This is a genomic window from Sphingomonas koreensis (assembly GCF_002797435.1).
Classification (GTDB): Bacteria; Pseudomonadota; Alphaproteobacteria; order Sphingomonadales; family Sphingomonadaceae; genus Sphingomonas; species Sphingomonas koreensis.
Genome location: NZ_PGEN01000001.1, coordinates 14,164 through 27,083, shown reverse-complemented (window position 1 = coordinate 27,083; position 12,920 = coordinate 14,164). Strand labels below are relative to the sequence as shown.

At 65.0% G+C, this 12,920-nt stretch carries 15 protein-coding genes; 9 read left to right on the top strand and 6 right to left on the bottom strand.

What is annotated here, in order from left to right; genetic code table 11:
• Nucleotides 1-3: 3 nt before the first annotated feature.
• Nucleotides 4-393 carry a VOC family protein gene (locus BDW16_RS00155; RefSeq protein ID WP_066579886.1) on the bottom strand — a complete coding sequence of 130 codons (390 nt, stop codon included), beginning with the start codon at nt 391-393 and terminating at the stop codon, nt 4-6.
• 141 nt (nt 394-534) lie between these two features.
• Between BDW16_RS00155 and BDW16_RS00150 the strand changes: the two genes are divergently transcribed.
• On the top strand, nt 535-1,347 hold the full coding sequence (locus BDW16_RS00150) for a GNAT family N-acetyltransferase (RefSeq protein WP_066579882.1): 813 nt from the start codon (nt 535-537) through the stop codon (nt 1,345-1,347).
• 25 nt (nt 1,348-1,372) lie between these two features.
• Here BDW16_RS00150 and BDW16_RS00145 read toward each other — a convergent pair whose 3' ends face one another.
• Nucleotides 1,373-1,750, bottom strand: a complete 378-nt coding sequence (locus BDW16_RS00145) for a VOC family protein (RefSeq protein WP_066580024.1) — start codon at nt 1,748-1,750, stop codon at nt 1,373-1,375.
• 41 nt (nt 1,751-1,791) lie between these two features.
• On the opposite strand from BDW16_RS00145, the gene BDW16_RS00140 reads away from it, so the two are divergent.
• The 4 genes from BDW16_RS00140 (at nt 1,792) to BDW16_RS00125 (ending at nt 4,687) form a co-directional block, all read left to right on the top strand.
• A complete protein-coding gene (locus BDW16_RS00140) occupies nt 1,792-2,340 on the top strand; it encodes a GbsR/MarR family transcriptional regulator (protein ID WP_066579880.1) in 549 nt (182 codons plus the stop codon).
• Between the two features lie 88 nt (nt 2,341-2,428).
• Complete coding sequence (locus BDW16_RS00135; protein WP_066579878.1) at nt 2,429-3,412, top strand: SRPBCC family protein; 984 nt, start codon at nt 2,429-2,431, stop codon at nt 3,410-3,412.
• 31 nt (nt 3,413-3,443) lie between these two features.
• Nucleotides 3,444-4,262, top strand: coding sequence for a fatty acid desaturase (locus BDW16_RS00130; RefSeq protein ID WP_066579877.1), 819 nt, complete (start codon nt 3,444-3,446; stop codon nt 4,260-4,262).
• Between the two features lie 14 nt (nt 4,263-4,276).
• Nucleotides 4,277-4,687 (top strand): hypothetical protein, encoded by a 411-nt coding sequence (locus tag BDW16_RS00125; RefSeq protein WP_100362668.1) that lies wholly within the window; start codon nt 4,277-4,279, stop codon nt 4,685-4,687.
• Here BDW16_RS00125 and BDW16_RS00120 read toward each other — a convergent pair.
• Nucleotides 4,654-5,298, bottom strand: a complete 645-nt coding sequence (locus tag BDW16_RS00120) for a lysoplasmalogenase family protein (protein WP_066579874.1) — start codon at nt 5,296-5,298, stop codon at nt 4,654-4,656. The two genes, BDW16_RS00125 and BDW16_RS00120, sit on opposite strands and share 34 nt — an antisense overlap.
• A 131-nt stretch (nt 5,299-5,429) precedes the next feature.
• On the opposite strand from BDW16_RS00120, the gene trmFO reads away from it, so the two are divergent.
• Entirely contained in the window at nt 5,430-6,782 is a 1,353-nt protein-coding gene (gene trmFO, locus BDW16_RS00115; RefSeq protein WP_066580022.1) for a methylenetetrahydrofolate--tRNA-(uracil(54)-C(5))-methyltransferase (FADH(2)-oxidizing) TrmFO, read from the top strand.
• Nucleotide 6,783: 1 nt separating this feature from the next.
• Here trmFO and BDW16_RS00110 read toward each other — a convergent pair whose 3' ends face one another.
• Both BDW16_RS00110 and BDW16_RS00105 read right to left on the bottom strand, forming a co-directional pair.
• Nucleotides 6,784-7,266, bottom strand: coding sequence for an EF-hand domain-containing protein (locus BDW16_RS00110; RefSeq protein ID WP_066579872.1), 483 nt, complete (start codon nt 7,264-7,266; stop codon nt 6,784-6,786).
• Nucleotides 7,267-7,324: 58 nt separating this feature from the next.
• A complete protein-coding gene (locus BDW16_RS00105) occupies nt 7,325-7,972 on the bottom strand; it encodes a hypothetical protein (RefSeq protein WP_241230511.1) in 648 nt (215 codons plus the stop codon).
• Nucleotides 7,973-8,050: 78 nt separating this feature from the next.
• Here BDW16_RS00105 and BDW16_RS00100 point away from each other — a divergent pair, with 78 nt between their 5' ends.
• The 3 genes from BDW16_RS00100 to BDW16_RS00090 are packed head-to-tail and all read left to right on the top strand — an operon-like array spanning nt 8,051 to nt 11,519.
• Nucleotides 8,051-10,153 carry a TadE/TadG family type IV pilus assembly protein gene (locus BDW16_RS00100; protein WP_066579866.1) on the top strand — a complete coding sequence of 701 codons (2,103 nt, stop codon included), beginning with the start codon at nt 8,051-8,053 and terminating at the stop codon, nt 10,151-10,153.
• A complete protein-coding gene (locus BDW16_RS00095; protein WP_066579864.1) occupies nt 10,150-10,776 on the top strand; it encodes a TadE/TadG family type IV pilus assembly protein in 627 nt (208 codons plus the stop codon). The genes BDW16_RS00100 and BDW16_RS00095 overlap by 4 nt, the downstream gene beginning before the upstream one ends.
• Nucleotides 10,773-11,519 carry a TadE/TadG family type IV pilus assembly protein gene (locus BDW16_RS00090; RefSeq protein WP_066579862.1) on the top strand — a complete coding sequence of 249 codons (747 nt, stop codon included), beginning with the start codon at nt 10,773-10,775 and terminating at the stop codon, nt 11,517-11,519. Before BDW16_RS00095 ends, BDW16_RS00090 begins: the two co-directional genes overlap by 4 nt.
• Here BDW16_RS00090 and BDW16_RS00085 read toward each other — a convergent pair.
• A complete protein-coding gene (locus BDW16_RS00085) occupies nt 11,516-12,919 on the bottom strand; it encodes a pyruvate dehydrogenase complex E1 component subunit beta (RefSeq protein ID WP_066579860.1) in 1,404 nt (467 codons plus the stop codon). The two genes, BDW16_RS00090 and BDW16_RS00085, sit on opposite strands and share 4 nt — an antisense overlap.
• Nucleotide 12,920 lies beyond the last annotated feature (1 nt).

Below are 12,920 nucleotides of genomic sequence, written 5' to 3'. Positions count from 1 at the left end.
CCGTCACTCCGGTTTATGGCAAACCGCTTCGACATTGATCCCGTCGGGGTCGTAGACGAACGCACCATAATAGGCCGGGTGATAATGCGCGCGAATGCCCGGCCCGCCATTGTCGCGCCCGCCCGCCGCCATCGCCGCTGCGTGGAAGGCGTCCACCTCCGCCCGGTTCTCCGCGACGAACGCGATATGGATACCTGTCCCCTTCGGCCCGCCATTGCTCAGCCAGAAGTCCGGCTTGCCGTGCTTCCCATAGCCGATGCCGTGATACATGCCGCCGGTCATCGCCGGGGTAACCTCCATCACCACGCTTGCGCCGAGCGCTCCCAGCGCCGCGTCATAGAAGCGGCGCGAGACTTCGAAGTCGCTCGCCGAAACACCCAGATGATCGATCATCACATTCTCCCGAGAAATGAAGAGCCAGCCTAGCCGATCGATTCTTCTCCGCTGTCAGCAGCGTGCAGTGTTCAACAATTATGCCCCGCAATCCGTGATATAACCGTGGCAATTCCCCCGCCCATCGATACAGCCCACGGCATGATCCGGAAACTCGCGCCCGAACACTATCATCGCATCCTCCCGCTGCTCGGCCCGGACGACGCGGTCAACGCGCTCAGCCTCAACGCGATCCTCTCCGGCACCAATCTCGGCGCGGTCTATGCCGACGATCCCGAACAGCCGCGCACCGCGCTGATCGACCAGACGGGCATCGTCAGCTTCCTTGTCGGAGACCCTGAGAACCGCGCCTTTCTAGACGATTTCGATCGTTTCCTCGACCGGCAGCTCGGGCCGGACACGCTGGCCTCCTGCGGCGGCGATACCTTCATCGCAGTGCTCCACAGCACCGCCTGGCAGCGGGCGCTCGCCCCCGTTCTCGCCCGGCGCGAACCGGAAGAGGATGAGGAATGCTATTTCGCGTTCGCTGGTAACGCGCACCTGCCGGATCGGCGAGCGCTACCCGCCGGCTTCTCGACCAGGCGTATCGACGACGCCCTCGCAGCGAATGAGGATATCGCGGAGTGCCTGCTCGAAAGCTGGCCCGGCGCCGGCCACTTCCTCGCTCACGGCATCGGCCACGCGGTGATGGAGGGCGATCGCGCGGTGAGCCTCGCCTTTTCCTGCGCTGCGTGGAGCGGGCGGCAGGAAATCAACCTGCTGACCTTCGATGAGGAAGATCAGGGTCGCGGATTCGCCGCCCATGCGTGCGCCGCCTGGCTTGCCGACGCGCTGGACGCAGGGATCACGCCGCACTGGACCGCCATGGCCAGCAACGCCGCCTCGCTTCATCTCGCGCGCAAGCTCGGGTTTGTCGAAACGGCACGGCGGCCGACGATCGAATTCCGGTTCTAGTCCGGCACAAGGAGCGCGGTTCCGCTCACTCGGCCAGATGACACACCGCTTCGACGTTCATCCCATCGGGGTCGATCACGAAGGCAGCATAGTAGCGCGGATGATACTGCTCTCGTATTCCGGGCGGGCCGTTGTCCTTTCCACCCGCCGCCAGCGCCGCGGTGTGGAAACCGTCCACCGCCGCGCGGCTCTCCGCACGAAAGGCGTGATGCACGCCGCTACTCACCGGCTCGCCATCGGCGATCACGAAATCCACTTCGTCCACGCCAAACAGCACGATGTTGTTGCCGAGGCCATTGGTCGCTGCGCTCATCACCCGGTAGCCTAGCGGCGCCAGCGCGGCTTCGTAGAAGCGCCGCGAGGCCGCGATGTCGCGCACCGGAATGCCGAGATGGTCGATCATCATTGACTCCTTCAATTTCTGAAATTACAGAAATAACCAACATGACCCGCTTCGCAGACCATCCCGACGCCAAGGCGTTCATCCTCCACTGGGGCGAGATGGGAACGCAATGGGGCGTCAACCGCTCCGTGGCTCAGGTTCATGCGCTGCTCTACCTCGCCGATCGCCCGCTCCATGCCGAAGAGATCGTCGAGACCCTCGGACTCGCCCGCTCCAACGTCTCGACCGCATTGAAGGAGCTTCAAGGCTACGGCATCGTCCGCCGCGTCCATGTCGAGGGCGACCGCCGCGACCATTTCATCGCCGAGACCGATCTGTGGGAAATGCTGATGCGGATCGTGGCCGAGCGCAAGCGGCGTGAGGTCGATCCGACGATCCACCTACTCGGCGAACTCGCCGCACGTCTCGCCGCGGACGAAACCGCCCCGCCCCAGGTGCGCGAACGCGTCGGCCGGATGCACGAATTCATCGGCACGCTCGGCGGCTGGTACGACCAGGTCCGTGTGCTGCCCAAGCCTACGCTCGTCACCCTCATGAAGCTCGGCGGCAAGGTCGCCCGCTTCATCCCCGGTTCCCGCAACAAGGATTGATTTCGTACCGCGTCCGACGCCTCGATTTCCCGCATCAGCTAGTTTCTGAAATTTCCGAAATAACCGTAGAGATCAGAAGGGGCCGATCATGGCACAGAACCGCACCCGGAAAGCCGCCCTCCGCATCGCGGGCGCGATCGGCTTCGGCCTCGCCTTCGCGCTCGGCGTCTATCTGCTGATCGAGTTCGCAAACCCCTCCGGTCTGATCAGCTTCACCTTCCTGCTGGTGCTGCCCAGCGTGGTCACCGCGTTCGTCACCTATGTCGGCGATCCGCTCGCCCAGCGGTCGCGCGGTTTCTATGTCGGCACCATCCCACTCTGCTTGCTCGCCGCGGTGGTCGTGGCATCGCTGGTCTTCCTGCGCGAAGGCGTGATCTGCGTCATCATGCTCGCGCCATTCTGGCTCGCCCTCAGCGCGCTCGGCGGCTACCTCACCTGGCGGCTGCGCAAGCGCGAGGAACCCGTCGAGAATGTGTTCCGCGCCTCCGCGCTGCTCCTGCTCCCGCTGCTCTCGATGCAGGTCGAGCCGATGATCCCGCTCGCCCGCGACGGCGGCAGCGTGACCCGCTCGATCGTCATCGATGCGGATGCGGCCACGGTCTGGTACTATGCGCGCGGCGTTCGCCAGATCCGGCCCGGCGAGGGTCGGTGGAACCTCTCGCAGGATCTGATCGGCCTGCCCCGGCCCATCGGCGCGCGCCTCGATCGTGAGGGCGCCGGCGCGACCCGCCACGTGGTGTGGCAAGAGGGAATCCGCTTCAAGGAAGTGGTGACCGACTGGCAACCGGGCAAACGTCTCTGGTGGGACTTCCGCTTCGATGCGACCGACATGGATGCATGGGCGATGCAGGATCGTCACCTCCTGCCCGACAGCCCGCATTATCGCATCACCGATGGCGGCTATGTGCTCCAGCCCCTGGGCAATGGCCGCACCCGGCTGACGCTTACCACGCGCTACTGGGTCCGGACACCGGTCAACTGGTACGCGCAGCTGTGGGGCGAGCTGTTCATCGGCGACGTTTCGACCAACGTTCTCGCGGTCATCCGCCAGCGCTCGGAAGGCCGCAGATAGCCGGCACGCAATCGCTCAAGGGAGAAACGCCATGGTCCGCCCCCGCCCCGCCGCCGCCGATCCCGACCTCCGCCATGTCATCTGGCGCGACCTCGTCACGATGCGCCCAAGCGATGGTCTGATCGAATGCCTCCATCCCTTGCCCTGGCTGGCGCTGTCCTTCCTCCTCGCCGGTGCCGGACTGTGGCTTCTCGCCGCGCCGGCGACCTTCATGTTCTTCCTCACCGCGCTGCGGCTCAATCATGAGGCGATCCACCATAATCTCGGCTTTGGGCCACGCGGGCATCGCCGCGTGCTCCATGCGCTGAGCGCCCTGATGCTCGGCTCCAACAGCTCGGTCGCGTTCAACCACCTGCTCCACCACCAGAAGGTCGGCACGGAGGACGATATCGAGGGGAAGTGCGGCAATATGCGCCTGCTTGAGGTGCTGCGCTTCGGCCCGCGGTTCCCGGTCGAGACCCACCTCTATGGCTGGAAGCAGGGCGGCCCGCAGCTCCGGCGGCGTATGGCGATCGATCTCGCGCTCAACCTGATGGTCATCGGTGCTGCAATCGCCTGCCAATGGGTGCCGCTGCTCTACCACATCGCCGCGATGCTGGTGGCGCAGAGCCTCACCGCCTTCTTCGCGGTGTGGATCACCCATCATGGCTGTGAGGAGGGGCTGGTCGCCCGCACCCAGCGCGGCCGGCTGTTCAATCTGGTCAGCTACAACATGTTCTTCCACCTCGAGCACCACCTGTTCCCGGCGGTGCCCGTCAGCCGCTTGCCCACCCTCGCCGCCCGCATCGACGCGGCCGCGCCCCAGCTGGCGAAACGGCTGAAGATGGTGGTGCCCCTGCCCCGCGGATGAACTGGAGACAGAAGATGATGCACTTCAACTATCGATTTGGCGCCGCGCTCGCGATGGTCAGCGCAGGCCCGTCCTTCGCACTGCTGTTGTTTCTCGCGGATATGATCCTCGATCCGTTCGGAATCGAACCGAGCACGCTATGGACACTGTTCCCGGTCGTACTGATCGCGGTGATCCCGGGCATGGCGATCGCCTTTCTTCCTATACTGCTAGGCGGGTTCGGGATGGCCTATTTCGGTACGCGCAGCACCAGTGCCCGTCACCCGATTACTTGGGCAGTTGCCGGTGCAATCCTCGGAATGCTGATGGCATTCCTGTTCGATGACAGCGCGCAATCCGGACTGGTTCTGCCCTTCCTGCTCAACGGCGCGATCTGCGCGCTGATCGTTCGCTACGGCACCCGCTGGGACGACGACAGCGTCTGAACCACGCCCCAGGCGATCAGTGCCTGCGCCGCGAAATAGGTCGGCCAGATCAGCAAGCCCGGCACCGCCGACTCCTTCATCGCGCCAAAGCGCGAGAAGATCAGCAGGTCCGAAATCACGAACAGCACCGCGCCGATCCCGACGCGATAACGCGGAAAGCGGCTCGTCCACGCCGTTGCCGCCATGACACCCAGGAACGCGCCATAGGCACCCACAGGGAGCGCCTGTCCCGCGGGCGCCGCGAGCAACGCCGAGATCACCACCGTCGCCGGCGCAAGGATGTAGCCCAGCAGCTTCTGGCTCGACGACGGGTTCGCCCGGCGGTTGCGCAGGTACAGCACGATCGCCCCCGCATGCCCCGCGGCGAACGCCGCCCCGCCGACGGTGAAGCCGTGCGTTTCGAGCAACAGGTCACCCAGCGCACCCAGCGCCAGCGCACCCGCGATCAGCCAGCCGTCAGCGCTGCGTGCCTGAGTCGCCGCCCACAGCGCGAGCAGCGCGACCCCGCTGGTCTTCCACGCCGCCTTCAATGCGCCCGCGTCGGCCAGTCCCCACGACGTCAGCGAGTAGCTCGCCCCCGCCAGCACAGCGATCCAGAACAACCCCCGCATTCACTTTCCCTTTTCCTACAGGCCCCGCCTTGGCGTAAGGGCTTGGAAGAGGACGTCCGGCACGCGCGGACAGGTGTCAAGCACGCGTATGACACCCCCTCGATTGTCTGAACTTTATGAACTTCGAGCGAATGACCCACCATCAAGTCCATATCATCGGCGGCGGTCTCGCCGGTTCCGAAGCTGCATGGCAGCTCGCCAATGCCGGTATCCGCGTGAAGCTTTCCGAAATGCGCGGGAGCGGCGACATGACGCCCGCGCACCAGACCGACGGTCTCGCCGAGCTGGTCTGCTCGAACAGCTTCCGTTCCGACGATGCCGAGCGCAATGCGGTGGGCCTGCTGCACCAGGAGATGCGCGACCTCGGCTCGATCATCATGGCGCAGGGCGATCTGCACAAGGTGCCCGCCGGGTCCGCGCTCGCCGTCGATCGAGACCATTTCTCGGACGGCGTCACCGCGGCACTGGAAGCCCATCCCAACATCACTATCGTGCGCGAGCGGGTGGACCAGCTTCCGGCAGAGGGCCTCACCATCGTCGCCACCGGCCCGCTCACCGCGCCCGGCCTTGCCGACAGCATCGGATCGGCGACCGGCAAGGACAGCCTCGCCTTCTTCGACGCCATCGCCCCGATCGTGCATCGCGAGAGCATCGACATGGATGTGGCGTGGATGCAGTCGCGCTGGGACAAGGTCGGCCCCGGCGGCACGGGCAAGGACTACATCAACTGCCCGATGACCAAGGACCAGTATCTCGCTTTCCATCAGGCCCTGCTCGATGGCGAGAAGGCCGAGTTCAAGGAATGGGAGAACGTCCCCTACTTCGAAGGATGTATGCCGATCGAGGTGATGGCCGAACGCGGCGTGGATACGCTGCGCTACGGCCCGATGAAGGGCGTCGGCCTCGACGATCCCAAGACCGCGTGTGAGGAATTTCCCAACGGCCGCTGGCCCTATGCTGTCGTCCAGTTGCGGCAGGACAATGCCAGCGGCACGCTGTGGAACATGGTCGGCTTCCAGACCAAGCTCAAGCATGGCGCGCAGGTCGCGCTGTTCCGGACGATTCCCGGCCTCGAGAATGCAGAGTTCGCCCGGCTCGGCGGCCTTCACCGCAACACCTTCATCCGCTCGCCCGAGCTGCTCGATCCGACGCTGCGGCTGAAAACCCGCCCGCATATCCGCTTCGCCGGACAGGTGACGGGATGCGAAGGCTATGTCGAAAGCTCGGCCATCGGCCTGCTCGCGGGCCGTTTCGCCGCCGCAGAGATTCTCGGCCTCAGGCTCGCCCCGCCGCCGGTCGAGACCGCGCTGGGCGCGCTGCTCGGCCACATCACCGGCGGCGCAGAGATCGAGACCTATCAGCCGATGAACGTCAATTTCGGCCTGATGCCCCCGATCGAGGGCCGCACCAAGAAGGCGGACCGCAAGCTCATGTACACCGCTCGTGCCCGCGCGGCGTTTGCAGAGTGGATCAAGGCGGCCTGAGCTATTCCTCCGCCGCCTCGGCCAGCGCCTTGGCGATCTCGGCGCGGCAATCGCATTGCGGCCGCACCGCGGCCTTGCGCTTGGGGGCGGTGGTGGCGAATTCGGCGCGGGTCAGCCCGCCCGACTTGTCCTTGTCCGCCTCGGCGAACTTGGTCGAGGTCCGGACCGTCCACTCCTCGAACGACAGCTTGCCGTCGCCATTGGTATCGAGCTTGGCAAAGGCCTTGCGCCGCGGCTGCTGAAGCTCCGCCAGCGTGACGGTGCCGTTCCGGTCCTTGTCGCTGCGGTCGAAGCGCTTTTCCTCCCGGCTGCGATCGGCCCGCGGGACCTCGGCGGGCTGCGCCGCCTCACCCTTCGCCTCGGCCTGCTGCACTGCCTTGGGTGCCGCGGGCACCGGTTCAGGCGTCGCCCGGCTCTGGAACAGGAATATCCCCGCCCCCGCCATCAACAACGCCGCGATGCCGCCCACGAAATAGCGCCACATGCCGACTCTCCCCCAGCCAGGGGGTCAGCCTACCGTCTCTATCCGCGGCAGCAAGGCGTCACTTGCCCGTCAGCCGGTGCCACAGGACACGCCCGGTCCGCCGCGGCGATCCGAAGGGCACGCCTGCAAGGTCCATCCGCGCGAGGTGCGCCATCGCCCCCAACGCCCGTCCATTTCGGCTCCAGCGACGCGCAGCCGCCTCTGTCAGCGCCTGCTCCGCGATCATCCGCGCGCCCGCTGCCTCACGCGGATCGCTGAGCCCGCCCGCCAAATCGGCCAGCGCCCACCCCTCTCCCGCCAGCGCCAGCGGGTCCGCAGGCGACGCGCCGGCCAGCGTACCGGCAATCTCGAAGAGCCGCACGCCCCGCTGTGCAAACGCCTTCAGCGTCACTGCATCCAGCTCCTCCTGCAACAGCGCCTGCCAGGCCTGCGCGATCTCCCCCACCGCTGCGCCGGTCACGCCATCGCGCAGCACGTCGCGCGCTACCGCCTCCAGAACCGGTTCGGCGGGCGGCGGCGCGCTGTCGAGCTTCACCAGCGCGTCATGCCACCATTGCAGGCGAATCTGCCCCAGCATCGGCTCGCTCGTCGTGCGCACCGTTTCCGCGAGCTTGTCGTCCAGCGCCCATAGCGCCGACAGTGCCTGACCGGCGGCCGCGCCGGGAGCATAGGCCAGGACAAGCCTCCGTTCCGGCTCTGCGATCACCGGCCACCTCCGTCGCCGGGCGATGATACACCATTGGTTAACCATGCGCTTTCAGCGGGTGTTAGCCGCACCTGATGCATGTGGCTCAATGGAACCGGGGACGAGGCATCGATGATCCAGCGCGCAAGGGCCGCGAACAGCGCCCGCACATGGTTGACGTCACTCGCACGCGACACCCGCGGCAACACGATTGCGATCATCGCAGCATCGATCATTCCGCTGGCAGGCATGGTTGGCGGCGGCGTGGACATCAGCCGCATGTACATCGTCAAGACGCGGCTGCAACACGCCTGTGACGCGGGCGCGCTTGCGGGGCGCAAGCTGATGGGCGGCGGCAGCTGGTCGGCAAACAATTATGCGGCGCGGGACGAGGCCGGGCGCTTCTTCGACGCCAACTTCAATCCTGAAGCTTATGGCACCACGCTCGAGGCACCGGCCACGCGCCGCAGCTTCACCGAAAGCGCGGGCAAGGTCACAGGGACCGCTCGGGCGGTCGTGCCGATGACGCTGATGCGCGTGTTCGGCAAGACCAGCGAAACTCTCACCGTCAGCTGCGACGCCGAAATGCGGCTGCCGAACACCGACGTGATGTTCGTGCTCGATACCACCGGATCGATGAACTACTGCCCAAATGGCAGCTCGAGCTGCAACGGCAACGCGAACTCGCGGATCGCCGCGCTTCGGGTCGCGGTGAAGTGCTTCTACCAGATCGTCGCCCGGCTCGACGTGGCCGACGTCGATTGCGAAGGCGACGAACCCAATGGCGGCACGGGCAATCAGGTGCAGATCCGCTTCGGTTTCGTGCCCTATTCGACCAATGTGAACGTCGGCAGGCTGCTGCCCAACGACTATTTCGTCGATCAGTGGGACTATCAGACACGCAGAGCCAACATGGCCGTCCCGCCGCAGCGCACCAATACCTATTGGGAAACCTACGGTGGCGGTTCGATCAACCAGAGCGAATGCCTGTCGTTCATGAAGAACGAGACATTCCCCAATTTCACGCCGACGGCGACCGATTCCGGCGGCCCGGCACCGGAACCGACCGTCGTGTCGTCTTTCCCCCATGACGGAGAGGCAACCGAGAGCGGCAATAACGGCGAATGGGGCTGGAACAACGCGCCCGACACAAAAGGGACGACGCGCAGCTGCCGCCGCCGCCGCACCGATACGACGACCTTCTATGTCGAGAAGTTCTCCAGCTGGACCTACAACCAGATGTCGGTGAACGTCAGCGGACTTAAGGCCGGTGGTAGCAACTGGAACAGCAGCTTCACCATGCCGAGTTCGCTGACCGATTCCGAGACGCAGTCGGTGGCCGACCCGGTCACCGGTTCCAACGGGCGGGACATTCCGCAGGCGACGATCACCTGGTCGGGTTGCATCGAGGAACGGCAGACCGATGCGACGACCGACTATGATCCGATCCCGACCGACGCGCTCGATCTCAATATCGACATGGTGCCGAACAGCGACGAATCGCGCTGGAAGCCGGCGCTTCCGCAGTTGATCTTCACGCGCGCGCGAACCAGCGGCAACAACTATAACTTCACCGGTCCCAATTGGGTTGACGGGAACACAGGCAACTGGAACGTGAACTCGGTCACCAACAGCACCGACTACAACAATAGTTCGATGTTCTTCTGCCCCACCGAGGCACGCAAACTTCAGAGCTGGACCGATCCGTCAGTCTTCCAGAACTATGTCAACTCGCTCGACCCCGATGGCAACACCTATCACGATATCGGCATAATCTGGGGCGCACGCCTCATGTCGCCGACGGGCATTTTCAGGAGCGAGAACGAGGCGACGCCGAACGGCGGCGAGATCGAGCGCCACATGATCTTCATGACCGACGGCGACACGAATGCCAACAATTACGATTATTCCGCTTACGGTCTTCCCTTCTTCGACGCCCGCCAGACGCCTGGCAACCCCAGCAAGGCACAGCTGGAGGAGCAGGTGAACCTGCGCTTCCTGGCGATCTGCCGCTGGGTCCGAAACAAGCGCATCACGCTCTGGGTGATCAATTTCGGCGAAGGACAAAGTCAGGCTACGCAGGATCGTCTTGAGCAATGTGCGTCGGAGGGCCGCTACTTCTCGAATCCGACCGCCGCTGACCTCCAGAACACCTTCAAGTCGATTGCCGACCAGATCTCGCAGCTGAGGCTCACCCGGTGACCCTGCGCGTCCACCTTCCGCGCGTACTTGCCGGGGACCGGCGCGGCGCTACCATCGTGGAATTCGCGATCGTGGCGCCCGTACTCGGCATGCTGCTGCTCGGCGCGTTCGACATCGCGCACACGCTCTACATGCGCGCGGCGCTTCAGGGCGTGGTACAGAAGGCCGCACGCGACCTGTCGCTCGAATCCGGCCTGACCACGGCGAAGCAGGACGAGATCGATGGCAAGGTGAAGGCACAGGTCAAGGCGCTGGCCAACAACGGGACGGTCTCGATCACACGGCAATACTACCGGTCGTACGAACATGCCGCCGTATCGAGGTTCGAGCCCTGGACTGACACGAACAACAACGGAACGTGCGACGGCCCGCAAGGCGGCACCCCGGGCGAGCCCTATGAGGACACCAACAACAACGGCCGCTGGGACGGCACCGGGGGCAATCTGGGCCAGGGCGGCGCGAAGGACGCGGTACTCTATACCGCGTCGATCACCTATCCGCGCTTCTTCCCGATCTACAATCTGATCGGCGGATCGCGCACGACCAAGGTTACCGCATCGACCATCCTGCGCAACCAGCCCTATGGCGATCAGGCCGTCTCGGCCGTGAGGACTTGCCCATGATACCCCTCGCCCTGAGCGCAGGCACAGGCCGGCGGCTCGGCCGCGACACCAGCGGGGTGGCGATGCTCGAATTCGCCTTCGGTCTGCCGGTCCTGCTGCTGATGAGCCTGACCGGGGCGGAACTGACCAACTACATCATCACCAAGATGCGCATCAGCCAGATCGCATTGCAGCTGGCCGACAACTCGGCGCGCATGGGGTCCGGCAGCCAGCTCGAATCCAAGAAGATCTACGAAACCGACATCAATGATCTGCTCACCGGCGCGAACCTGCAATCGGGCGAACTGGCCCTGCTGGCCAACGGCTATGTCACGATCTCAAGCGTCGAGCCGCATGAGACCACGGCCGGCCGCTATCGTATCCGGTGGCAGCGCTGCAAAGGCAGCCAGACCAGCCTGACCTCCACCATCGGCACCCAGACGGACACCAGGACGACCATCGGCGCGGGTACCACCACGGGTTTCGGTCTGCCCGGCCGCCAGGTCACGGCGCCTTCAGGTGGCGTTACGATGATCGTCCAGGTTCGCTACCGCTACCAGCCCCTGATCAAGACGTCGCTCTCACCAACGAGCGAAATCAATGAAATCGCTTCGATGATGGTCCGCGACGCCCGCAACACCAGCGACGACAGTTCCCTCGGCGTGACCAATGCCAGGCATCCGCGTGGCATCAACTATACTCCAGGGATGACGCGATCGCTGTGCGCGGGTCAGGAGCTGGAAATTACCGAAAAGCGTCCTTAGGCGCGGTAAGTCACCTTCTTGACGCCCGCGACCACCTTGTCCGCGGTGATGAGCGCCAGCTTCTCGAGATTTGCCGCATAAGGCAGCGGCACGTCCTCGTTGGTCACGCGGATGACCGGCGCATCAAGGTCGTCAAAGCCTTCTTCCATCGCGATCGTCACGATTTCCGACGCGATCGAGCAGACCGGCCAGCCTTCCTCGACCACGACCATGCGATTGGTTTTCTTCAGGCTCTCAAGCACCGTCGCCTTGTCCAGCGGACGCAGGGTGCGCAGATCGATGACCTCCGCGTCGATCCCCTCGCCCGCCAGCGCCTCGGCTGCTTCGAGCGCGACGCCGACGCCGATCGAATAGGACACGATCGTCACGTCCCTGCCCTCACGGACGATGCGTGCCTTGCCGATCGGCAGCACCCAGTCGTCGAGCTTCGGCACGTCGAAGCTGCGGCCGTACATCAGCTCGTTCTCAAGGAACACGACCGGGTCTTCCGAACGGATCGCCGCCTTGAGCAGGCCCTTGGCATCGGCCGCGTCATAGGGCGCGATCACGATCAGGCCCGGCACGCTGGCATACCAGGGGCCGAAATTCTGCGAGTGCTGCGCCGCGACACGGCTCGCCGCACCGTTGGGGCCGCGGAACACGATCGGGCAGCGCATCTGGCCACCCGACATGTAGTTGGTCTTGGCCGCCGAGTTGATGATGTGATCGATCGCCTGCATGGCGAAGTTGAACGTCATGAACTCGATGACCGGCTTGAGGCCGCCCATCGCCGCGCCGGTGCCGACGCCGGCAAAGCCGTATTCGGTGATCGGCGTGTCGATCACGCGCTTGGCGCCGAACTCGTCGAGCAGGCCCTGCGTCACCTTGTACGCGCCCTGATATTCGGCGACTTCCTCGCCCATCACGAACACGCGGCCATCCGCGCGCATTTCCTCGGCCATCGCATCGCGCAGCGCTTCGCGGACGGTGGTCTTCACCATCTCGGTGCCCGCGGGCACTTCGGGATCGGCCACTGTCGCCGCCTTGTCGCTGGCGAGCTGCTTGGTGCCGCTGTCCGCCTTCTTGGGCGCACCATCTTCGCCCGGCTCGGGCTCAACAGCCTTGGGCGCCTCTGCCGCCGGAGCAGGCGCAGGTGCGGCGGGGGCCGAGGCATCCTCGCCCTCGCCCGCGATCGTCGCGATCACGGTGCCGACCTTCACGTTATCGGTGCCCTCGGCGACCAGGATCGACGCGATCGTTCCCTCATCAACGGCTTCGAATTCCATCGTCGCCTTGTCGGTTTCGATCTCGGCGAGGATATCGCCGGATTTCACGGTGTCGCCTTCCTTGACCAGCCACTTGGCGAGGGTGCCCTCTTCCATCGTGGGCGACAGCGCCGGCATCTTGAGCTCAATCGCCATC